The 21684-nt window shown below is 68.7% G+C and carries 23 protein-coding genes; 7 read left to right on the forward strand and 16 right to left on the reverse strand.

Annotated elements, in window-relative coordinates:
• Nucleotides 1-33 precede the first annotated feature (33 nt).
• Nucleotides 34-543: a GNAT family N-acetyltransferase gene (locus BFF94_RS00335; RefSeq protein ID WP_128841811.1), complete on the forward strand. Its 510-nt coding sequence runs from the start codon at nucleotides 34-36 to the stop codon at nucleotides 541-543.
• A gap of 16 nt (nucleotides 544-559) precedes the next feature.
• On the opposite strand, the gene BFF94_RS00340 is transcribed toward BFF94_RS00335, so the two are convergent.
• The 3 genes from BFF94_RS00340 to BFF94_RS00345 all read right to left on the reverse strand — a co-directional run bounded on the left by BFF94_RS00340 (nucleotide 560) and on the right by BFF94_RS00345 (nucleotide 2513).
• Nucleotides 560-1513, reverse strand: coding sequence for a M29 family metallopeptidase (locus BFF94_RS00340; protein ID WP_128841812.1), 954 nt, complete (start codon nucleotides 1511-1513; stop codon nucleotides 560-562).
• A 58-nt stretch (nucleotides 1514-1571) separates the two neighbouring features.
• The gene (locus tag BFF94_RS38160; RefSeq protein WP_258283087.1) at nucleotides 1572-1694 is read right to left on the reverse strand and encodes a hypothetical protein; all 123 of its coding nucleotides are present in this window, start codon (nucleotides 1692-1694) and stop codon (nucleotides 1572-1574) included.
• A gap of 363 nt (nucleotides 1695-2057) precedes the next feature.
• Nucleotides 2058-2513 carry an Lrp/AsnC family transcriptional regulator gene (locus tag BFF94_RS00345; protein WP_128841813.1) on the reverse strand — a complete coding sequence of 152 codons (456 nt, stop codon included), beginning with the start codon at nucleotides 2511-2513 and terminating at the stop codon, nucleotides 2058-2060.
• A gap of 118 nt (nucleotides 2514-2631) precedes the next feature.
• Here BFF94_RS00345 and BFF94_RS00350 point away from each other — a divergent pair, with 118 nt between their 5' ends.
• Both BFF94_RS00350 and BFF94_RS00355 read left to right on the forward strand, forming a co-directional pair.
• Nucleotides 2632-3177: an RBBP9/YdeN family alpha/beta hydrolase gene (locus BFF94_RS00350; RefSeq protein WP_128841814.1), complete on the forward strand. Its 546-nt coding sequence runs from the start codon at nucleotides 2632-2634 to the stop codon at nucleotides 3175-3177.
• A gap of 237 nt (nucleotides 3178-3414) precedes the next feature.
• Entirely contained in the window at nucleotides 3415-4671 is a 1257-nt protein-coding gene (locus BFF94_RS00355) for a YbfB/YjiJ family MFS transporter (protein WP_219138816.1), read from the forward strand.
• An 11-nt stretch (nucleotides 4672-4682) separates the two neighbouring features.
• Here the strand turns inward: BFF94_RS00355 and hpaC are convergent, their stop codons facing one another.
• Nucleotides 4683-5228, reverse strand: coding sequence for a 4-hydroxyphenylacetate 3-monooxygenase, reductase component (hpaC, locus tag BFF94_RS00360; RefSeq protein WP_128841830.1), 546 nt, complete (start codon nucleotides 5226-5228; stop codon nucleotides 4683-4685).
• Between the two features lie 359 nt (nucleotides 5229-5587).
• On the opposite strand from hpaC, the gene BFF94_RS00365 reads away from it, so the two are divergent.
• The gene (locus BFF94_RS00365) at nucleotides 5588-6220 is read left to right on the forward strand and encodes a response regulator transcription factor (protein WP_128841831.1); all 633 of its coding nucleotides are present in this window, start codon (nucleotides 5588-5590) and stop codon (nucleotides 6218-6220) included.
• 12 nt (nucleotides 6221-6232) lie between these two features.
• Here BFF94_RS00365 and BFF94_RS00370 read toward each other — a convergent pair whose 3' ends face one another.
• The 5 genes from BFF94_RS00370 to BFF94_RS00390 form a co-directional block, all read right to left on the reverse strand.
• Nucleotides 6233-6976, reverse strand: coding sequence for an SDR family NAD(P)-dependent oxidoreductase (locus tag BFF94_RS00370; protein ID WP_128841832.1), 744 nt, complete (start codon nucleotides 6974-6976; stop codon nucleotides 6233-6235).
• Between the two features lie 59 nt (nucleotides 6977-7035).
• The gene (locus BFF94_RS00375) at nucleotides 7036-8160 is read right to left on the reverse strand and encodes an amidase (protein ID WP_219138818.1); all 1125 of its coding nucleotides are present in this window, start codon (nucleotides 8158-8160) and stop codon (nucleotides 7036-7038) included.
• 31 nt (nucleotides 8161-8191) lie between these two features.
• On the reverse strand, nucleotides 8192-8713 hold the full coding sequence (locus tag BFF94_RS00380; RefSeq protein WP_219138819.1) for a nuclear transport factor 2 family protein: 522 nt from the start codon (nucleotides 8711-8713) through the stop codon (nucleotides 8192-8194).
• An 8-nt stretch (nucleotides 8714-8721) separates the two neighbouring features.
• A complete protein-coding gene (locus BFF94_RS00385; protein WP_021161073.1) occupies nucleotides 8722-9099 on the reverse strand; it encodes a hypothetical protein in 378 nt (125 codons plus the stop codon).
• A gap of 110 nt (nucleotides 9100-9209) precedes the next feature.
• Nucleotides 9210-10403, reverse strand: a complete 1194-nt coding sequence (locus BFF94_RS00390) for an acyl-CoA dehydrogenase family protein (RefSeq protein ID WP_128841834.1) — start codon at nucleotides 10401-10403, stop codon at nucleotides 9210-9212.
• A 144-nt stretch (nucleotides 10404-10547) separates the two neighbouring features.
• On the opposite strand from BFF94_RS00390, the gene BFF94_RS00395 reads away from it, so the two are divergent.
• Nucleotides 10548-12101 (forward strand): sensor histidine kinase, encoded by a 1554-nt coding sequence (locus BFF94_RS00395; protein WP_128841835.1) that lies wholly within the window; start codon nucleotides 10548-10550, stop codon nucleotides 12099-12101.
• Nucleotides 12102-12133: 32 nt separating this feature from the next.
• On the opposite strand, the gene BFF94_RS00400 is transcribed toward BFF94_RS00395, so the two are convergent.
• The 3 genes from BFF94_RS00400 to BFF94_RS00410 form a co-directional block, all read right to left on the reverse strand.
• On the reverse strand, nucleotides 12134-12520 hold the full coding sequence (locus tag BFF94_RS00400) for a tautomerase family protein (RefSeq protein WP_128841836.1): 387 nt from the start codon (nucleotides 12518-12520) through the stop codon (nucleotides 12134-12136).
• Between the two features lie 65 nt (nucleotides 12521-12585).
• Nucleotides 12586-13089 (reverse strand): aromatic-ring-hydroxylating dioxygenase subunit beta, encoded by a 504-nt coding sequence (locus BFF94_RS00405; RefSeq protein WP_128841837.1) that lies wholly within the window; start codon nucleotides 13087-13089, stop codon nucleotides 12586-12588.
• Nucleotides 13086-14369, reverse strand: a complete 1284-nt coding sequence (locus BFF94_RS00410) for an aromatic ring-hydroxylating oxygenase subunit alpha (RefSeq protein WP_128841838.1) — start codon at nucleotides 14367-14369, stop codon at nucleotides 13086-13088. The genes BFF94_RS00405 and BFF94_RS00410 overlap by 4 nt, the downstream gene beginning before the upstream one ends.
• Nucleotides 14370-14508: 139 nt before the next feature.
• On the opposite strand from BFF94_RS00410, the gene BFF94_RS00415 reads away from it, so the two are divergent.
• Nucleotides 14509-15429: a LysR family transcriptional regulator gene (locus BFF94_RS00415; RefSeq protein WP_128841839.1), complete on the forward strand. Its 921-nt coding sequence runs from the start codon at nucleotides 14509-14511 to the stop codon at nucleotides 15427-15429.
• 32 nt (nucleotides 15430-15461) lie between these two features.
• On the opposite strand, the gene BFF94_RS00420 is transcribed toward BFF94_RS00415, so the two are convergent.
• Both BFF94_RS00420 and BFF94_RS00425 read right to left on the reverse strand, forming a co-directional pair.
• Nucleotides 15462-16448 (reverse strand): PDR/VanB family oxidoreductase, encoded by a 987-nt coding sequence (locus BFF94_RS00420; protein ID WP_128841840.1) that lies wholly within the window; start codon nucleotides 16446-16448, stop codon nucleotides 15462-15464.
• Between the two features lie 149 nt (nucleotides 16449-16597).
• A complete protein-coding gene (locus BFF94_RS00425) occupies nucleotides 16598-17995 on the reverse strand; it encodes a spinster family MFS transporter (protein WP_128841841.1) in 1398 nt (465 codons plus the stop codon).
• A gap of 410 nt (nucleotides 17996-18405) precedes the next feature.
• On the opposite strand from BFF94_RS00425, the gene BFF94_RS00430 reads away from it, so the two are divergent.
• Complete coding sequence (locus BFF94_RS00430; protein ID WP_219138820.1) at nucleotides 18406-19536, forward strand: porin; 1131 nt, start codon at nucleotides 18406-18408, stop codon at nucleotides 19534-19536.
• A 28-nt stretch (nucleotides 19537-19564) separates the two neighbouring features.
• Here the strand turns inward: BFF94_RS00430 and BFF94_RS00435 are convergent, their stop codons facing one another.
• Nucleotides 19565-20602, reverse strand: coding sequence for a LysR family transcriptional regulator (locus BFF94_RS00435; RefSeq protein WP_128841842.1), 1038 nt, complete (start codon nucleotides 20600-20602; stop codon nucleotides 19565-19567).
• Entirely contained in the window at nucleotides 20599-21579 is a 981-nt protein-coding gene (locus BFF94_RS00440; protein ID WP_219138821.1) for an AraC family transcriptional regulator, read from the reverse strand. Before BFF94_RS00440 ends, BFF94_RS00435 begins: the two co-directional genes overlap by 4 nt.
• Nucleotides 21580-21684 lie beyond the last annotated feature (105 nt).

The following is a 21684-nucleotide window of genomic DNA, read 5'->3' on the forward strand; positions in this document are numbered from 1 at the left end:
GCCCGCCGACATTCCACTCACGAGAGAACCCGCATGATCACGATTCGCCCGATGACCGGGGACGATTTTCCGCGCTTCTGGCCGACCTACCGCGCCATCGTCGCTGCTCAGGAAACCTATGCATTCGATCCGGCGCCGACACCCGAAGCGGCGCGCGCGCTGTGGCTCGACGCGCCGCTCAGCACGTGGATCGCCGAAGACGACGGCGTGGTGCTGGGCTCGTACTACCTGAAGGCGAACGCGGCGGGCCCCGGCAATCACGTGTGCAACTGCGGTTACATGGTGAGCGAGGCCGCGCGCGGCCGCGGCGTCGCGCGCCTGATGTGCGAGCACTCGCAGCAGGTTGCGCGCGAGCGCGGTTTCCTCGCGATGCAGTTCAATTCGGTGGTCGCGACGAACGAGGTCGCGGTCGCGCTGTGGCAGAAGCTGGGATTTGAAATCGTCGGCCGGCTGCCGCGCGCATACCGTCACGCGCGGCTCGGGTTCGTCGACTGCCTCGTGATGTTCAAGTGGCTCGGCGACGCGGCGGCCGCCGAAGCCTGAGCACGCAGCCGCTGCGTCAGACGGCGAACGCGCCGTCGAACACGATCCGCTCGTCGAGCGCGAGCGTGCCGCGCGCGAAGATCAGGTCGAGATGGTGGCTGCCGTTTTCGCCGCCGCCGAGCCCGAGGTGCAGGCCCGGATGGCGTTCCTCGAACCCTGCGTTGCGGCCATACAGGCCGCGGATCCCGAGGTTCGTGCCGATGCCGAATTCCTCGATCCGCCGGTGATTCGCGTGCCGGTCGAGATAGGTCGAGAAATCGCGCCGGAAGCCGGCGTCGTCGCTGTCGAAATCGACGATCGTGCTGTTCTCGACCTGCAGCGTCGCGAGCCGCTCGGCCACCTTGTACTTGATCGCGAACGGCACGGTGCCGAGAAACGTGCCGCTGAACACGACCGAACCGTTGAGGTCGGTGACGTGCGTCGCGATCTCGCCGGGCACGACGTCGAGATTGCCCATCCCGTCCACGCTCGTCCATTTCTGGTCGGGCGCGAGCGAGCCTGTCAGCGTGTTGCCGGCTTCGTCGATGAAGCGGATCTGCGACGCGCGCGCGGCCGCGTCGATCAGCCGGCCGTTGCGTGCCGCGATGTCGTCGAGCGATTCGGCGAATGCCTCGTCGAGGTGCGGGCCGTAATCCTTGAATAAAACCGACTTGCTCCAGTGCTCGACGATCGCGGGGCGGATCGCGGCGAGAAACGGCGGCCCGCTCGGCGACGGCGTCGGCAGGCACGACGAGTCGTACAGCAGCACGAACAGGTCGGCGCGATCGAGCGCGGCGGCGATGTCGGCGGGCGCGGTGCTTTCGAGGCAGAGGGTCGTGGCGTCGAACGAATCGGGCAGGGCGGAAAACGCGCGCAACGCGATGTCGCGGTTGCGGGTGTCATAGCCAACCAGCAGTTTTCCCGTGTCGCCGCGCGCAAGCTTGTCGCGCAGCGCGGGGTGAAAGCCGAGCGCGCGGTGCAGGTTCAGCATGCGTATCTCCGGAAACGGCGGAAGGGCCGAGGCCCTTCCGCGAGAACGGGCTGGCCGCTCAGACCGGCCAGAGCGCGGTGCCGAACGGCACCACGGCATCCTCGACCATCATGCCGACGGCCTCGGGGTGCGTGTCTTCCTGCATCCAGTCAAGCAATTCGATCTGCTGGGTTTCCTGCATGTCAATTCTCCTGTGGTGAACATGAGTGATTCAACATGAAAGCGCGGCAAAAAATATTGCCGGTCCTTGTTCAACATTTTGTGAATGCCGGACAAGTGGCGTCGATATTAGTCTGACGAATTTTTAAATGCAATGCGTTGCAAGGTTTTTAGCCGGAACGTGCTAAACACTGGGGATTTTTTAGATTCACGCATCGAAGGGGACGGATAAAACGAATAGCGAATTCGATGGCATTTTTCAACGGACGGGATCGGGATCGATGAAATGCACTCGGCAATTTTTAATTGTGAATCCGATTGTGTCGATCACTGCAATTTGCTTCGTTCACGGAAAACCGCATGCGCCATCGGGTTACAGCCTGCGTCAACCCAGCAGCGCTTTCCCGAGCGGCTTGACCGGCTCGGACCGAAGCACCAGCGAAGTCGTGACCGCACCGAAGCGGGCGATCGCGTCGATGATGGTTTCCAGTTGCCCGGGTGTCGGGACCAGTACCTTCAGCAGGAAGCAATCCTCTCCGGTCATACGGTGGACCTCGATGACATGCGGCATCTCGGCGAACGCGAGCAGGGCAGGCTTGATGTGTTCGTGAGTCGTTTTCAGCCGGATGATGGCCATCATTCCCAACCCCAGTGCTGCGGGGTCAATCCGTGCGGCGTAGCCCGCGATGATGCCGCGTTCTTCCAGGCGCTTGACTCGCTCCGAGGTGGCAGGCTGGGACAGCCCGATGCGCCGCCCCACTTCGGACAGCGGCATCCGCGCGTTTTCCTGCAGGGCTTCGAGGATTGAAAGATCCAGGCGATCGAGCGCTCCGTCCGACATGTCAGCCTTCCAGCTCCGTTAATTCATCGGCATTCTGTCTCAATATCCGATGATTTGCCATTCCGAGACATCGTCCGGCAGGACAGACTGCGGGCTTCGACATGTTCAGGAGGTGGGGATGGAGCAAACGATCGTAATCGTGCCGGGTATCGGCGATTCGGGAGCGGATCATTGGCAGAGCCACTGGGAGGCTGCGCTTCCCGGCGCCACGCGCATTACGCCGGCTTCGTGGGATACGCCCGACTTGCTCGACTGGGTTGCGGCGCTGGATGAAGTCGTCGCGCAAGCCGCGGTGCCTCCGGTGGTGATCTGTCATTCGCTGGGTTGCCTGCTGTTCGCTCACTGGCATGCTGCGTCGACGCGCGTCGTGCGCGGCGCATTTCTCGTTGCGGTGCCCGATCCGGGCGGCCCGCGTTTTCCGGTCGCCGCAAAGGCGTTCGCGAATGTGCCGGGCGGCGATTTCGGTGATTTGCCGGTGCTTGCGATCGCCAGTTCGGATGACGGGTATGACCCGTCGGGGCAGGGAATTGCATGGGCGAGCGCGCGTGGCGCGACGCCACTACGGCTCGGCGCGCGCGGGCATCTGAATGCGGAGGCCGGGTTGGCGGGATGGAGCGAGGGGCGCGCGTTGCTCACGGCTTTTACCGCCGGACTGGGCGGTTAGCGTAGGCGAGCAGCTGCCGTTTTTCGGGGGGGTACCGCGGTCACCGCCGTTGCGTGAAGGAACGGGAAGGGGGCGGCAGCCGTCGGGTTCCTGTCGCCTGAGCACGCCGGCCTGTCATGGCTCAAGTATGATCGGTCGACGGTTTCGGCAGCCTCGACAGTCGAGGTTGACGCATGCCGGCGATCGATTCCGCCTCGACGACGCGTCCTGGCTTTAAACAACGACGGAGACACCCCGATGCGCGCAGCGCCGCAACCGGAACCGGAACCTGCCGCCCCGTCGCGGCCGGACGCCGGCGCAACCGAACCCGATCGCATGGCCGCGTGGCGGCTCGCGATCTGCCTGTCGCTTGGCAGCGCGATCGCGCTGGGCCTCGCGCGCTTTTCGTATGCGCTGCTGCTGCCGCCAATGAAGGCCGATCTCGGCTGGACGTTCGCGCAGGCCGGCGCGCTGAACACGGCGAACGCGGCCGGCTACCTGATCGGCGCGCTCGCGTTTCCGTTCCTGTCGCGACGCTGGCATACGGGCACGTTGCTGGCGGCCGGCTGCGCGCTGACCGCGGTGCTGATGGCCGCGTGCGGGCTCACGTCCGGCATGCACGCGCTGCTCGTCCAGCGGCTCGCGACGGGCGTCGGCAGCGCACTGATCTTCATCAGCGGCGGCGTGCTGGCCGCACGGCTCGCGTCGGCGTCGCCGCGCGATGCGGGGCTGCTGCTCGGGCTCTATTACGGCGGCACGGGGTGGGGCATCGTCGCGTCGTCGCTGCTCGTGCCGACCACGCTCGCGCAGGGCCCGCACGGCTGGCAACCCGCGTGGTTCGCGCTTGCGCTCGCGTGCGTGCTGTTCTCGGCGGTGGCCGTGTCGGCCGCGCATCGTATCGAGCGCGCGCATGCGGCGCCGGCCGGACCGCGCGACGGCGCGGCATCGGCCGCTACCGCGAGCCCGGCCCGCTTCGCGCTCGCGCTGGCCGGTTACGGCCTGTTCGGCGTCGGCTATATCGGCTACATGACGTTCATCGTCGCGCTGCTGCGCGGCGCGAGGATGAGCGGCACGGTGGTCGCCGCGTTCTACGTGATGCTCGGCGTCGCGACCGTCGTGTCGGCGCGGCTGTGGTCGGGGCTGCTCGACCGGATGCGCGGCGGCCAGGCGCTCGCCGTGCTCAACGCGCTGCTCGGTATCGCGACGCTGATGCCCGCGATGTTCGTGCATCCGGCCGCCGCGTTCGCGTCGGGCGTGCTGTTCGGCGCGACGTTCCTGTCGGCGGTCGCGTCGACCACCGCCTTCGTGCGGCACAATTTGCCGCCCGACGGCTGGGCGAAGGGGATCAGCGCGTTCACGACGGTCTTCGCATTCGGGCAGATCGCCGGGCCGGTCGCGATCGGCTGGGTGTCGGACAGTTCAGGGCTCGCGCGCGGGCTCGTGTATTCGGCGCTGACGCTGTTCGCGGGCGCCGCATTGGCGGCCGGGCAGCGCGCGCTGCGAGCCGCCGTGTAGTCGGGCGAAGGTCACCGCAAGCATGCCGTGCGCGACACGCGATGAAACGCGCGGCTGAAATAGATCAGGCTGTCGCCGTCGTCGCGCACGCGGATCGACGTCGCCTCGATGAACATCACCGAATGCGAGCCGACTTCCTTCATCTCGGCGATCGTGCCCTGCAGGCTCGCGAGCGCGTCGCGCAGCACGGGCACGTCCTGCTCGCCGCGATCCCACACGGGCAGGTCGAAGCGCCGCTCCATCGGCAGGTCGGTGAGCCCCGCGAAATGCCGCGCGAGCAGTTCGTGCTCGGCCGGCAGCACGTTGATGCAGACGTGGCGGTTGCGCTCGAACGTCGCATGCATCGCGCTCGACCGGTTCAGGCAAACGAGCAGTGTCGGCGGCGCGTCGGTGACGGAGCAGACGGCGCTCGCGGTGATTCCGCAGCGGCCGTGCGGCCCGGCGGTGGTGATCACGTTGACGGCCGCGCCGAGGTGGGCCATCGCTTGCCGGAAGGCCTTCTGCGCGTCGGTCGGTTCGACGCGCGCCGGTCGCTGGATATCGGTCGTGGAAGACATGGGCGCTCCTGGGTGAACGAAGGCGGCGATCGTGCAGCGCTGCCGGTGCGGCGCGGGATCGTCGACGATGACCCAAGCGTACGTCGCGAAAATGCGGCCGACCATTCGCACGATTGGCGATGGAGATGGCGTTCTCGCCAACGCGTCTAAAGGTTCTACCTAGATGCGCGGCGCACCGCGCGAAAAAACCCGGGATTGCGCGTTCGAGTGGTACATGAAGGGGTTTCCAGCGGGTTTTCGGCTCGTTATGATGTGCCGCACACCCCCAGCGAACGACGCTCGCGACGAGCCGGCAACCGGCCCCGTGCGCGGCGCGTGCGATACCGATACCGATACCGATATTCAGCGAGACACCCGCGATGACGTCACCCGCACCGATCGTATACATCGTCGACGACGACAGCGGCATGCGCACGTCGCTCGCATGGTTGCTCGAATCGGTCGGCATCGCGTCCGAAGGATTCGCGAACGCCGCCGATTTTCTCGCGCGCTTCGACGTGAACCTGCCCGCGTGCCTGGTGCTCGACGTGCGGATGCCGGAGAAGAGCGGCTTCGACGTGCAGGCGGAACTGAATGCGCGCGGCGCGACGCTGCCGGTGATCTTCGTCAGCGGGCACGGCGACATCCCGATGTCGGTGCGCGCGCTGCAGAACGGCGCGATCGATTTCGTCGAGAAGCCGTACAACTCGCAGCAGATGCTCGAACGCGTGCAGCGCGCGCTGCGGCTCGCGCAGCAGCGGCATGCGGTAAGCCAGCGCCACCGCGAGCTGCGCCGGCGGCTCGATGCGCTGACCGCGCGCGAGAAGGAAGTGCTGCGCGGCGTGGTGGACGGCAAGGGCAGCAAGCAGATCGCGTCGGACCTGTCGATCAGCGTGAAGACCGTCGACGTGCATCGCGCGAGCATCAAGGAAAAACTCGGCGCGACGTCGATCGCCGCGCTCGTGCGCGACGTGATGGTCGTATGGGGCGACGACGGGGAAGCGTCGCGCTAGAGCCCGGCGCGTTCAGCGCATGTACAGCCCGCCGTTGATGTCCCAGCATGCGCCGTTCGCGAAATGCGCGTCGCCCGATGCGAGCAGCACGGCCGCGTCCGCGACGAAACCGGCCGAGCCGAGCTTGCCGCCCGGCAGGCTCGCGAGCACCTGACGCAGCTTTTCCGGCGCGACGCTTTCATGCACGATCGGCAAATCGAGCGGCCCCGGCGAGATCGCGTTGACGGTCACGCCTTGCGCCGCGAGATCGCGCGCGAACACCTTGGTCAGCGTCAACGTGCCGCCTTTCGCGGCCGCGTAGTGCGCGCCCGTCGCCGAGCCGCCGTTCTGCCCGGCGAGCGATGCGATGTTGACGATGCGGCCCGCGCCGCGCGCCGCGAAGTACTGGCCGAACACCTGGCAGCCGAACAGCACGCTGCGCAGGTTCACGTCGATCACCCGGTCGAACTGCTCGGCCGTGATCTCCATCGCGGGCACGACCTTCGACGCGCCCGCGTTGTTGACGAGCACGTCGATCGTGCCCCAGCGTTCGACGAGCGCATCGCGCGCGGCTTCGAAATCGCGTTTCGACGTGACGTCGAGCGGCAGCGCGATCGCGCGTGCGCCGCTCGGGTCGAGTTCGCGCGCATGCGCGTGAATGGCGTCGACGGCGATATCGGCCAGCGCGACGCGGTAGCCGGCCGCATGAAAACGCGCGGCGATGACGGCGCCGAGCCCGCGTGCGGCGCCGGTAACGAGGACGACTCGATCTGACATGGTGCGTGATTCCGTGGTTCGCGAGCACGCGCGTGGTGAAGCGGCGCCCGCATCGTGGTTCATGCGGCGAGCGCCGCTTCGAAGTGTGCCGCGATCGCGCAGACCTGTTCGTCCGCACCCTTGCGCCCGACGATCTGCAAGCCGGCCTTCAGCGGCGAACCGGCCAGCGGCAGCGGCAGGCTGAGCGCCGGATGGCCGCTCAGGTTGAACGGCCGGATCAGCGACGACATCGCGATCACCGATACGCCGTTGCGTGCCTGCTCCAGCGTGATCGGCAGCGCGGGCAGCGTCGGCAGCACGAGCACGTCCGCCTGTTCGAGCGCGGCGTCGACCTGCGCGGTGAAGCGCGCGCGGGCGGCTTCGGCTTCGGCGAGTGCGGCCGGCGTCGTCGTCGCGGCCGTGCGCAATCGCGCATCGAGATCGGCGCCGAGCCGGCCGGTCGCGACCAGATGACCGAACGCGCGCGACGTTTCAGCGTTGATCACGGCGAGCCCTGCGGCGAACGCGGCCGGCATCTCGTCGAGCACGACCGCGTGCGAGCGCAGGCCCGACGCGCGTACGGCCGCATCGAGCGCGACGGCGATCGCCGGATCGGCGTCGACGGTGAGTTGCGCGACCGTGCAGCTTGCCGCAGAGGCCGCCGCTTGCGCGCGATCGAAGCCCGGCGCGATCGCGGCCATTACTGCGACCAGCGTACGGATATCGCGCGCGAACGGCCCGACGCAATCGAGCGTGGTGTCGACGGGCGCGACGCCGCGCCGCGATACGCGGCCGAACGTCGGCTTCAGCCCGGCCACGCCGCAGCACGCGGCCGGCCCGCGAATCGAGCCGCCGGTATCGGTGCCGAGTGCCGCGTCGACGGAGCCGAGCCCGACGAGCGACGCGGAGCCGCTCGACGAGCCGCCCGGAATGCGCGTGGCGTCCTGCGGATTGACGGGCGTGCCCGTGTAGTCGTTGATGCCGGTCATGCCGAACGCGAGTTCGTGCATGTTCGCCTTGCCGGCGATCTGCCAGCCCGCGTCGAGCAGCAGGCGGACCACGTCCGCATGTTGTGCGGCCGGCGGCGCATCGGCAAGCGCGCGGCTCGCCGCGCGGGTCGGATGCCCCGCGATGTCGATCGTGTCCTTGATCGCGATCGTGGGGCCGGGGCCGCCGAGCGTGAAGGTGTCGATGAAGCCTGTCATGGTCGGTATCGTGCGAAAGCGGTGGAGGGCATCAGGACCGTTGTGCGGCGTCGAGCGGCCACGGGCCGTCGAGCACGCGCTCGGTGCGGAAATGGCGGATCAGCCAGGCCGGGCCGTCGCTGGCCGGCGCGAAATCGACGGTCAGCCGCGCGGCGATCAGCTCGGCCGAGCCGTCCGCGTAGCGCGACGCCTGCAGCATGATCCAGCGGCCGCGCGCGCTCGCGTGGCCGGCGCCGATCTCGATCGACTCCGACGTCAGGAAATGCAGGTTCGCCGAGAAATGCGGATCGGGCGGCAGATAGCGGCCCAGCATCGCGACGATCGCGGCCGTGCCTTCGAGGCGGCCGAACTTGCGCGCATACTGCGGGCCGATGCCTTCCCACACGGCGTCGGCCGTGAACAGCTCGGCGAGCGACGAGCCGTCGCCGGCATCCTCGGGCACGTCGCACAGCGCCATGTAGCGCGTGATCGTCGCGCGCACCGCGCGCTCGGCGTCGAGCGTCGCCACGCGCTGCGCGAGCGCGGCGATCGGATCCGGTGACAGGTCGGACATCGCGCGCCTCACGACGCGGGCTTCGCGGCCGGCGGCACGGTCAGCGCGCGGCCGACCCGCGCTTCGATCTTGCCGTAACGCCACAGGTTGTATTCGCCGACGGGCGTCGTGCGATACAGGTTGCACACGGCGACCGTCGTGTCGAAATCGGCGACGTCGGCCATGATGTAGAAGGTCCACGGCGCGCCGTCGGCCTGGCCGACCACGAGGCGGTCGTCGTCCATCACGCCGAGCACGCGTACGCCGGGCATCGCTTCGACGGCGGCGAGCATCGCGCCGTACGCCTGCCACACTTCGCCGATCTTCTCGCGCGGCAGGTCGAAGAAGTTTTGCGACACGCCGCAGCAGAACAGGACGCGCAGCGGCAGCGGATTCGAATCGGACATGTTAGGTTCTCCAGAGGAATCGGTTGAGTCGAGCGCATGAGCCGGCCGGCGACGACGCTTCGGCATCGGCTCCATGCAGGGTCAAACAAGCAGCGCCGATCGCGCGCAGGTTACAGATAGCCGGGAAACGGCGTGACGCCGGTGAACACCGCACCGGCGCCGTCGAAGTTGCCTTCGGCGAGAAACGCGTGCTGCGTGACGACCATCGCATCGCGCAGCAGCCGCTGCAGCGGATGCGACCGGTAGATCGCCGCCGTGCCGCCGAGGCGATACGCGCGTTCGACGACGCTCGCGCCTTCGCGTGCGATCTGCGTGGCCGCGAGCCGCAGCAGGCTGACCTGGTCGGGCGTCACCGGGTTGCCCGCGAGGATCGATTGCCACACGGTGTCGGTCGCATCGTAGAAGAACGCGCGCGCCGAGCGCAGTTGCGCCTCGGCCTTCGCGAGCTCGATGCGGAAATATGCGCGATCGGCGAGACGCGGCGCACCGGTCGTCGTCTGGCGGCCGCCCGACATCCGGTTCGCGACGTCGAGCGCCGCGCGCGCAAGGCCGAGGTTGACGACGGCCAGCACCTGCGCCGCATACGCGACGGTCGGATAGCGGTACAGCGGCTCGTCGACGGTCGGCTCGCCGCCGCGCACGAAGGTCCATGCTTCGGGCACGAAGCGGTCGTCGACGCGCAGGTCGTGGCTGCCGGTGCCCTGCATGCCGACCACGCTCCAGTTCTCGACGATCTCGACGTCGGCCGCGCGGAACACGGCCGTGCGCGGCTTGTTCGGCGCGGCGTCCTGCGCGCCCGGCACGGCGATGCCGACGCCGAGCCAGTCGGCGCCCTTGCAGCCGCTCGCGAACTTCCACGTGCCGTTCACGCGCCAGCCGCCCGGCGCGGGCTGCGCCGGCTGCACCGGGAACAGGCCGCCCGCGAACACCTGGTCGGGGCCGCCTGCATACAGCTCGGCCTGCGTAGCGAGCGGCAGCGCGGCGAGATAGACGTTCGCGGAGCCGAAGCTTGCGACCCACGCGGCCGAGCCGTCGGCGGTCGCGATGCGTTCGATCATGTCGAGGAACGCGGTGGGCGCGAGCGCATCGCCGCCGAAGCGGCGCGGCGTGCCCGCGCGATAGATGCCGGCCTGCTTGAACAGCGCGATCACGTCGCGCGGCACGTGCGACAGGCGGTCGAATTCTTCGCGGCGCGCGGCGACGGTCTCGATCACGGCGTCGAGCGGCGACAGCCGGGCGGCCGGTTCGCCGGCCGCGTGGGGTGCGCTCGGCGCGGTGTCGAGGGCGAGGGCGGCGTTGGGCATGGCTGTCTCCTGGGGCGGATTGGGGTTCGAGTGCGGGGTGTGCAAGACGATGCAATCAGTCTAGAAACGCCGAAAACACGCAGCAATTGGTGCGTAGGGCCGCGCGACTGGTGATGTTCCGTGCCGGCCTAAAGAAATCTTCAGATGCGATCGGCGCGCGCCGGTGCTATGTTGGGTTTCCGGCCGCGCGACGCCGCGCGCCCTCATCCGAAGCCGATCATGAGTTTCCCCGACGAAGACGATTTCCACCGGCTGCTCGATGCGCTGACGACCTGCGTGCTGCTGCACGACGCGCACACCAGGGCGATCGTGTGGGCGAACCGCGCCGCGTGCATCGCGCTCGGCTTCTCCGTCGAGGAGCTGCTGCCGCTGAAAGCGCCGGACATGACGCGCCCCGAACCGAAATACCGGCGCGAGATCGCCGTGAATGCGTGGGATCGCGCGCTCGTCGACGGGCCGCAGGTGTACGAGTGGTGCTACCGGTCGCGCACGGGCGTCGACATGCTGTCCGAGGCGACCGCCACTTACGTGCCGCTGCGCGGGCGCGACGTCGTGATGGTGCAGTTCCGCGACATCAGCGCGGAAGAGGCGGTCCGCCAGCAACTGCGCCGCTACGAGGCGCGGCTGCGCGAATTCATGCAGGATCTCGACGAAGGGATCGCGGTCGTGACGCCGCACGGCGGCGTGCAGTTCATCAGCGAGTCGGGCCGCCGCGTGCTCGGGCTCGCGCCCGACGAAGCGCCCGGCGAGGTGCTCGACTATTGCAGCGCGGCCGATCGCGACCGGCTTGTCGCGCAGTTGCGCGATGCGCCGTCCGCGTGCCCGTCCGAGCCGCAGCGTTACCGGATCGCGCGGCGCGACGGTTCGACATGCTGGCTGCGCATCCTGTGCCGGCAGGTCGAGATCGAAGGCGATCTCGACGGGCTGCTCGTGCAGTTTCGCGACGTGAGCGACGAAGTCGCGATCGAGGACGCACGGCGCGCGGAAGCGCGGATGCTCGAACACGCGGGCCGCTACAACGCGATGGGCGAGATGGCGACGGTCATCGCGCACGAACTGAGCCAGCCGCTCGCGGCCGTGCGCAATTTCATCGAAGGCGCGGTGCGGCGGCTGAACGGGCGCGGCGCCGTCGACGATGCGATCTGGGGGCTGCGCAGCGCGGACCGGCAGGCCGAGCATGCGGCGCTGATCATCAAGAGCGTGCGTGAGTTCATCGTGAAGCGCGAGCCGGTCGTCGCGCTCGCCGACCTGCGCGACATCCTCGCCGACGTCGCGTATTTCATCGAGCTGCGCGCGAAGGAGGCCGGCGTGACGGTCGCGATCGTGCAGGCCGATGCGCCGCTGCCGATCCGCTGCGAGCGCGTGCTGATCGGGCAGGTGATCCTGAATCTCGCGTTCAATGCGATCGAGGCGTTCGCCGGTTGCGAGCGCGTGCCGCGCACGCTGACGCTCGGCACCGCGAACGTGGCCGGGCATGCCGAGCTGCGCGCGATCGACAACGGTCCGGGCATCGCGGCAGGCGAGCACGACCGGCTGTTCGACGGCTTCTCGTCGTCGAAGGCCGGCGGCAACGGGATCGGGCTGTCGCTGTGCAAGAGCATCGTGACGCGCCACGGTGGCGGGATCGTCGCGAGCCCGGCCGCGGGCGGCGGGCTCGACTGCCGCGTGACGCTGCCGCTCGCCGGCGCGCACGCATAGCGACGCACGACGTAGCGACGCCCGGCACATCATCAGCGCCCCAGCGCCCGCGCGGTCTGGCCGCCGATGCCGAAGTCGGTGTTCGGAATGTCCTTGAGGATCACGCGCGTCGCCTGCAGCGGCGCGTCGAGCACGTTCGCGCCGGCATCGGACAGCGCAGCGATCAGCGCGCGTTTCTGTTCGTCGGTGCGGCCGGCGATCAGGATCGCGACGATCACGGGCAGCGACGGCGGCGCGCCGTCCGCGGCACTGCGGCCGCCGAGGCCGATATGCGTCGCGGGCAATTCGGTGAGCAGCACGCGCACCGATTCGACTGGCGCGCCGATCGCGTCGACGGTCGCGCCGGTCAGCCGCGAGATCAGTTCGGCCTTGCGGGCATCGTCGTGGCCGGCCGGCAGGAAAACTTCGAGTGTGGGCATGGTCGTCCGGAAAGGTGAAGGTTGCCGGTTCACCGTCGCGCAGGCGGCAGCGAACCGGCCGCGGCCTACAGCAAAAAGCCGATCGCGCTGAGCGCTTCGGTCGAGTCGATCAGGCGCACGACCTTTTCAGCGATGCGCATCTCGCCTTCGGCATCGACGTGCAGCTTGTGCGTGACGTCGGCCGCGAACAGCGTCGCGACGCCGCGCTTGTACGCGACGACGACCTGCGCCGATTTCAGCTCGACGATGTCGGCGCTGCCGCTCTCCAGCGTGAAGCGCGACACGGTGCGCACCGTGCGCGCCGCATCGGTCGCCGACGCCGAATAGCCGGACACCATCCGCTGCACGCGCTTCTCGCGCATGTCCTGGTCGTCGAACACGTAATTCAGCGTCGCGGCAAAGTCGGTCGCGTCGGGATCGATCGGCACCACGTAGTGGCCTGCCGGATCCCACAGGTCGAGCCACGCGCGATAGTCGCGACGGTCGAGCATCTCGGCTTCGCGCCATACGAATTCGACCGCGCGGGCGAAAGTCTGCTGCGAGAAAAGGGCGTTGCGGTCGTCCATCATTGTTGCTCCATCATCGTGCGCCATTGCTGGTAGGCCTCGCGCATGCCGGTCTCGTCGGTCGCATGCGCGGTCTTTTCGCCGTTCGCGGCGGTCGTCTCGCGGTTCAGCCCGCGATTCACGAGGATCGGCACGTCGGGGCCCGCGTGCGCGCCGCGCTGCACGCGCTCCCAGGCTTCCGCATCGTCGGGGCTGCCGAAGCCGAACGGGCCCTGGAAGTGCTCGTGGATGCGAAGCCGCTCGCGGTTCGCTTCGTCGGGGCCGCCGTCCATCGCGAGCGCGACGTGGCGGATCTCGGTTTCGTTCGCGGAGATCGGCCGCAGCACGCGGAAGAACGCCATCGACAGCGCGAGGTTCGGGAACAGGTTCAGGTTGAAGCCGACGCCCATCAGCGAGCGCACGATACGGCGCACTTCGTCCGGCGCGTGGCGCTCAGAGAGCTTCGCCGCGAGCGGCGCGAAACGCTCGGGCAGCGGCGCGCCGTCGTCCTGGTCGAGATCGATCAGTTCGGGCATCAGCACCGCGAGGCTGTGACCGTTGCCGAGCCCGCGGCAGAACGCGTCCTCGCTCGTCATGAAGCTCGTGATCGCGGCGGCCGTCTCGTCGTCGATCGACTTCATCCACGACTTGTGCACGACCGGGAAGTGATAGAGGTCGGTCGTGTTCTCGAGCTGGATCTTCCAGTTGCCCTTGAACTTGAACTTGTGCTCGCCGTTCGCCTTGATCGGGTAGCCGGCGCCCTGTTTCATGAACAGGTCGATCCACGGCTTCGCGCCGCCGAGGAAATCCTCGAGCGGTTCGATGTCGTCGTTGAAGCTCGCGAAGATCAGCCCCTGGTACACGCCGACGCGCAGCTTCACGAGCGGCAGGTCGCCTTTCTCGCACACGCCTTCGTAGCCGTCGCCGTACGGCAGCGCGCGCAGCGTGCCGTCGAGCGCGTACGACCAGCTGTGATACGGGCACGTGAAGCCCTTCGCGTTGCCCTTGTGCGATTCGCACACGGTCGCGCCGCGATGGCGGCAGCGGTTCTGCAGCACGTTGATCTCGCCGGTCTTGTCGCGCACGACGATCACCGGCTGGCGGCCGATCGTCGTCGTGATGAAGTCGCCCGGGTTCGGCAGCTCGCTTTCGTGCGCGACCCAGATCCAGGTGCGGTAGAAAATGCGGTCGAGCTCGGCTTCGAACAGCGCGGGATCGTGATACATCGCGGGCGCGATGCGGTCGGGCTGCGCGAGACCATGCAGCGCGCGGGTATCGATCGTCTGGTAGGGAATGTCGCTCATCGTCGTCGTGGGGAAAGAGTCGCGAAAACGGGCTGCGCTGTGCGCAGCGTCCGGGGACCAGTCTCGGCTTCTACTGCATATCCGTCAAATTGATCTAAAATTGATCATCAAATAAATACGGCAAATGAAGGAGGCGGTCATGACGTCGGTCGATCATCTCGATCTGAACCTGTTGCGCGTATTCCAGGCGATCGTCGAGGAACGCAGCCTGACGAAGGCCGGCGAGCGGCTCGCGCTGTCGCAGCCGGCCGTCAGCTATTCGCTCGGCCGGCTGCGCACGCTGTTCGACGATCCGCTGTTCGTGCGCACGCGTTCGGGCATGCAGCCGACGCCGGTCGCGCTCGAACTCGCGGGCATCGTCGGCAAGGCGCTCGACATGGTGCGCGCGGCGCTGCGCTACGCGGAGCGCTTCGATCCGGCGACCAGCACGCGCACGTTCCGCCTGTCGCTGTCGGACGCGGGTGAGATGGCGTACCTGCCGGCGATCTGCCAGGCGCTGCGCGAGCGCGCGCCGCGCGTGACGCTGAGCGTGCAGCCGCTGCCGGTGGAGGAGATCGAGGAAGCGCTGCGCGCGAGCCGGCTGGATTTCGCGATCGGCAACCTGCCGGAACTGATGCCGCGCACGCGCCACCAGGTGCTGTTCGAGGAAACCTATGTGTGCATGACGGGCCGCCGGCGCGGGTTGCCGAGCGGCGCCGCGCTGAGTCTCGAGCAATTCGTGCGCGCCGCGCACGTCAACGTGAAATCGGTCGAGCACAGCCACCACGCGCTCGACGACGCGTTGCGCGCGCAGGGCGTGGGTCGCAACATCGCGCTCGAGGTGCCGCATTTCGTCGCGCTGCCGAGCGTGCTGTCGGTGACCGATCTCTATGCGACGCTGCCGAAGCGGCTCGCGCAGATCCTGAACCGCGACAACGCGTTCCGCCTGTATGACCTGCCCGTCACGCTGCCGCCCGCGCCGGTGACGATGCACTGGCACGAGCACTTCCACGAGGATGAAGGCAACGCGTGGATGCGCGCGTTGCTGGTCGAGATCGTCGAGCGTTTCGACGACGCGTGACGAGCGGGCGCGCGCTGCTTGCGCCGTGCGCGTCAGAGATCGAGGACGAGCACCGCCGAGCGCGCGCGCGACACGCAGCAGCAGATCACCGTGTTGCTCGCGCGTTCGGCCTTGCTGAGGCAGTGATCGCGATGATCGGGCTCGCCGTCGATGACGGGCACCATGCAGGTGCCGCACACGCCTTCGCCGCACGACGTATCGACTTCGATGCCGATCCGCGCGAGCGCGTCGACGATCGACGTGTCGGGCGCGACGCGCACCGATTGCCCGCTGCGCTGCAGCCGCACTTCGAAGCCGTCGGCCGGGCCGGTGCCGGCCTCGGCGTTCGCGTCGGCGGCGGCCGGTTCCGCCGCGAAGCGCTCGAGATGGATCGAATCGTCGGGAATGCGCGTCGCGGCCGCCGCGACGACCGCGTCCATGAACGGCCCCGGGCCGCACGTATAGACGTGTGCGTGCGCATCGATCGATTCGACGCAGCGGCCCAGCTCGGCCGCGAGCGTGTCGGGCTCGACGCCGTAGTGGAACGTCACGTGCGACGCGAACGGTTCGGCCGACAGTTCGTCGACGAAGGCCGCGTGCTCGCGGCTGCGCGCGAAGTAGTGCAGCCGGTAGCGCGCGCCGCGCTGGTGCAGTGCATACGCCATCGACAGCAGCGGCGTGATGCCGATGCCGGCCGCGATCAGCACGTGCTCGCGCGCGTCATCCGTCAGACGAAACAGGTTGCGCGGCGCGCCGATCGACAATTCGGCGCCGACGCACACGTCGTCGTGCAGCGAACGCGAGCCGCCGCGCGACTGCGCTTCCTTCTTCACCGCGAACAGGTAGCTGCCGCGCTCGTCGGGGTTGCCGCACAGCGAGTATTGCCGCGTGATGCCGGATGGCGCGGTGACATCGATATGGGCGCCCGGTTCGTACGCGTCGAACGGCAGGCCGTCGACGCGCGAAACCCGGAAACAGCGGATGTCCTGCGCCGCGTCGATCAGCGCGTCGATCCGGACTTGGTGGCGGTTCGCTTGCATGGGTCAATCCGTGGGGTAGGAAGAACACGGCGCGGCAGAGTCCGCGCCGTCATGCGATCGAGAATAGGGATGGGCATCGCATAAATCAAATCGATTAAAAAGCGATGCCGGAATCAGTGGGATGGATGATGGTCGTCGGCCGGCGGCGCTCAGCGCGTGGCGATCGCGTTGCCCGCATCTGCCGCTTGCGGCGCCGCTGCCGGTACATGGCCGCGTTCGCGATCGAGGCTGCGTCGATAGTGGCGGCATCCGGCGGCGAGCAGCAGCGCGGCGAGCATGCCCGACGCGACGTTGACGATCGACATCGAATGGCCGACCGCCGCCGGCGCGCCGAACACGCGATCGGTGAACAGCGCGACGACGGTCGTGCCGATCCCGAGCGCGATCAGGTTCGACACGAGCAGGAACAGCGCGGAGATCTGCGCGCGCATCTGGTTCGGCGCGAGCGTCTGCATCGCGGCGGTCGACGTCGGCATCGGGAACGACGCGAAGAACATCGCGACGACGAGCGTCGCGAGCGATGCGGGCAGGGAGTCGAGCTGCGTAAACAGCGTTGCGGGGATCACCATGCATGCGGCGCCGATCGCGCCGGCGCGCATCGGCGCATCGCCGCGGCCGCGCCGCAGCAGCCAGTCGTTGAGCCAGCCGCCGCAGAACACGCCGGCCGTATTCGCGACCAGCAGCACGATGCCGAGCGTGTAGCCGGCTTCGACGGCGGTCATCCCGAAGCGGCGGATATAGAACGCGGGCGTCCAGCTCAGCAGGCAGTACAGCGTCATCGCGTAGAACGAGAAGCCGAGGTAGTGGCACGTGAAGGTCGCGCGATGCGTGCCGACGAAGCGCAGCGAATCGCGCATCGACACGCGCCGCACGGCGCCCGAGCGGTCCTGCGCGAGCCCCTTGCGCTGCGGGTCGCGCACGGTCGCGGCGAACAGCAGCGCGACCAGCAGCCCCGGCAGCCCGACGATCAGGAACGTGACCTGCCACGCATGCACCTGCCCGACCACCGGCAGCGTGAACGCGCTCGCATGCTTGAGCAGCGCGATCACGTAGCCGCCGATCAGGAACGCGACACCGCCGCCGATGAACGAGCCGAGCGAGTACACGGCGATCGCGCGCCCGAGCTTCTCCTTCGGGAAGTAGTCGGCGAGCATCGAATACGCACCGGGCGACAGCGCGGCCTCGCCGACGCCGACGCCCATGCGCGCGATGAACATCTGCACGAAATGCTGGCTGAGCCCGCACGCGGCGGTCGCGACGCTCCACAGCGCGATGCCGATCGAGATGATCCGCGGGCGCGCGTAGCGGTCGGCGAGGTACGCGACGGGCAGCCCCATCACCGCGTAGAACAGCGAGAACGCGAAGCCGTTCAGCAGGCTGAACTGCGTATCGGACAGGTGCAGGTCGCGCTTGATCGGTTCGATCATCAGCACGAGGACCTGGCGGTCGACGAACGAAAAGACGTACGCGAGCATGCAGATGACGACGACATACCATTCGTACGTATAGCGCTTGCCGTCGGCAGCGCGGGCCGTGGGTGCGGACATGCGGGTTCTCCAGGAGCGGGCGGTGGGGAAGCGCGGCGCGGGCCTTGCGGGCCGGGCGCCGTCGCGGCGCGAAAGCGTGCGGGTGACACGATCGGAAACGCAGCGTAGTCGGCCAAATTCGGCCGCCATAGCCGGAGTGACAGCCGCGCCACACGGGCCTTTACCGACCCGGATAAAGAAAACACCGAGGCCGTGTGCGCGGGCCGCCGCGCAGCGCGCGTGCGGCGGGGCACGCGCGCATCATGCGGCGCATCTATAAGCGTTATAGAGCCCATTGCGTCGACGTCCGAAATTGTCGTTCCTAGACTCGGCCCGTTTTTGATCGGCAGCGTTCGCCCGCGAAGGCGAACGCGCTTCACATCAAGCGGCGCGATGCCGACAGGCGCCGGCACTTCCACGGGACGACGAACATGAACCATCCGAACAGGCGGGCCGACCGGCTTGCCGTACCGCTTGCCACACTGCTTGCCGCGCTCCTCGCCTGCGCGGCGCTGCCGGCCGCCGCGCAATCGAGCGTGACGCTCTACGGCCGCGTCGATACCGCGATCGAATACACGAACGCCGGGCCGAACCACGTGACGCGCATGGGCAGCGGCAACCTGTTCGCATCGCAGTGGGGGCTGAAGGGCGCCGAGGATCTCGGCGGCGGCTACGCGACGATCTTCAAGCTCGAGGACGGCTTCAACGCGGGGAGCGGTGCGCTGTCGAACGGCACCGCGCTGTTCGGCCGCGAAGCGTGGGTCGGCATCACGGGGCCGTTCGGCGGCGTGCAGTTCGGCGAGCTCTACACGATCCTGCATACGACGCTCGTCACGTACAGCCTGCCGGGCCTCGGCGCGGGGCTCGCATGGGGCAACGCGACGAACAACTTCGTCGGGCCCGCGTTCCTGCGCGTGCGCAACTCGATGCGCTACACGTCGCCGCGCTACGCGGGCTTGATGCTGCGCGCGATGGCCGCGCGCGGCACCAACGGCGCGGCTGGGCAGCCGGCGACGCTGGGCGATACGTATGGCGCGGGCCTCAACTACGCGCGCGGTGGCCTGTCGGTCGACGTCGACTATATGCAACAGAAGTTCAGCCCGGTTGCCGCGTCCGCACTCGGCGACACGAGCCCGGCCGCGAACGGCAACTACACGCTCGGCGCGATTTCGTACGATTTCAACGTCGTAAAGGTGGCCGCGCTGTATATGCGGCATCGCGGCGGCCCCGACGTCGCGACCGCGATCGACAGCCAGAGCGCGTATCCGCACAGCGACATCATGGAGCTCAGCGCGACGGTGCCGATCGGGCGCGCGTCGCTGCTGCTGAGCGTCGGCCATTACCGGAAGGTGGCCGACAGCGAAGGCAACGCCGATTCGTACGGCATCCGCTTCGACTATCCGCTGTCGAAGCGCACGGTGCTGTACACGGGCGCCGCGATGGTGCGCAACGGCGCGCATGCGCGCTTCGTCGTCAACGGCGCGGCGGGCGGCGGTGTCGCGGTCGCGAAGCCGGGCGCGACCGCCAGCTCGATCGTCGCGGGCATCCTCACGTCGTTCTGATCGTGCCGCGCCCGTGGCTGCTTGCACGCTATGCGCACGCCGGCGGCTGCGGCGCGAGCCATGCGTCGAACGGCGCCTGCTGGCCGATATTGAACAATTCGAGCAGCAGCGCACGCAGCCAGCGATGGCCGGGGTCCGCGTCGAAGCGCCGGTGCCAGTACGCGTTGACGGCCCATTCGCCGGCGCCTGCGATCTCGTACAGCACGCAAGGCTGCCGCGCCGCGAACGTGATCGCGACCGTCTCCGGCAGGATCAGCGCGTAGTCGCCGTCCTGCAGCAGCGCGGGCACCACCATGAAATCGGGCAGCGCCGCGCGCACGCGCGGCATCAGCCCGTGCCGTTCGAGCAATTGCATCGACTGCGGATGCGACGTGACCGCGACGAAGCGCAGCGCATCGGGCGCGGTTCCGTCGAGCACGAAATCGTCGGGCAATGCGACGCGCTGCGCGGTGCGGCGCGGCATCAGCAGCACGCAGCGCTCGTGCAGGAGCGCTGCGCGCTGGAAGTGGCTCGACGCGTCGGCGAAATGCCCGAGTGCGAAGTCGATGCGCCCCGATTCGAGCGCGACGTTGAGCTGGCATTCGTCCACGTGCAGCGTCTCGATCACGGCGCCCGGCGCGCGTCGGTCGAATGCCGCGAGCAGCGTCGGCAGGAACGCGCTCGCCGCGAAATCGCTCATGTGCAGGCGGAACACGCGCTGCGTGCTGTCGGGCGTGAAGCGCGAACCTTCGTCGAGCACGTCCTGCAGGATCGCGAGCGCCTTGTCGACCGATAGCGCGAGCCGTTGCGCGCGCGGCGTCGGCTCGACACCCGTGCCGGTGCGCACGAACAGCGCGTCGCGGAACATCAGCCGCAGCCGGCCGAGCGCGTAGCTGACGGACGGCTGCGTGACGCCGAGCCGCAGCGCCGCCCGGCCGACGTGCCGCTCCTCGTAGACCGCGCGAAACGTCTTCAGCAAGTTGAGATCGAGATCCTGCACGCGCAGGCCGTCGGGCGAGTCGCCGTCGTGCGGTGCAGGTTCGGCGCGGGCCGGGGCCGCCGGGCGGCCGGTTGCGGAGTGCGTCATCGGGGTTGCCTCGCGGTGACGGAAGGCGCGTGGCCGTAACGCCGCGCATAGGCCTTCGCGAAATGGCCGAAGCCGTGGATGCCGTGCGCGATCAGCACGTCGGTCACGCTGCGCACGTCGCCGCGTTGCAGCGCCGCGTGTACGGCGGCGAGCCGGCGTTCGCGCACGTAGGCGGCCGGCGTGGTGTGCAGGAACGCCCGGAACGCGTGTTGCAGCGTGCGCGGCGCGACACCCGCGACGGCCGCCAGCGCGGCGAGCGCGAGCGGTTCGCCGAGGTGCGCGTCGACGTGATCGCACGCGCGGCGCACGTGCGCCGGCAGCGGCGGCGTGCCGCGCGCCAGCGCGTCGCTGTACGAATGCGGCAGGTGCGTGAGCAGCAGCGACATCAGCCACGCGGTGAGGTCGGCGCCGAACGCCGTTGCCGTCGCGGCCGAGCCGATGCCCGGCTGCGCGCCGAGCCGGCACAGGTATTCGAAGGTCGGCAGCACGAGCGCGGCGCCCGTGCCGGTGCCGCCGGCCGCGAGTTCGAACTGCAGCGGCCGCGTGAGCGTCGCCTGCAGCATGTCCTGCAGCTTGCGTTCGAGCGCGCCGCGTTCCAGCCGCAACACGAGGTTGCGGCAATCGGGGCTGGTGCTCAGGCGGCTGGCGAGCGCGGGCGACGACACGGTCAGCTCGCCGGGGCCGGCGCGTGCGACGACGGCCCCGGCCTGCAGCTCGCATGCACCGGCGAGCGTCAGCCTGAACAGGAAGTGACCGGCGTCGCCGCCGAAGTCGATGCGCGTTTCGCGGCCGTAGCAGAGTTCGAGTAGCGCGCCGTGATGCAGCGGCACTTCGTACAGCTCCGCGCGAAACGGATCGCGGCCGTGCGCGGCCATCCGGTGCGGGCCTAGCCGGTGCGCGACCGCGCGTTCGACCTCGTCGGGCGCGTGCAGCGTGCCGAGCCGGTTCGGCGCGTGGCGGGAAAGGGCGATATCCATTCGTGAGCCTCGTATCGGATGCGTTGGCGCGGGTTCATGCGCGTCGCCGCGATTGCGTTGCGCGAACGGGCGCGCCGTTGCGCGTTTTGAAGCGACGCGGCGGGG

The sequence above is a fragment of the Burkholderia catarinensis genome, from assembly GCF_001883705.2.
Classification (GTDB): Bacteria; Pseudomonadota; Gammaproteobacteria; order Burkholderiales; family Burkholderiaceae; genus Burkholderia; species Burkholderia catarinensis.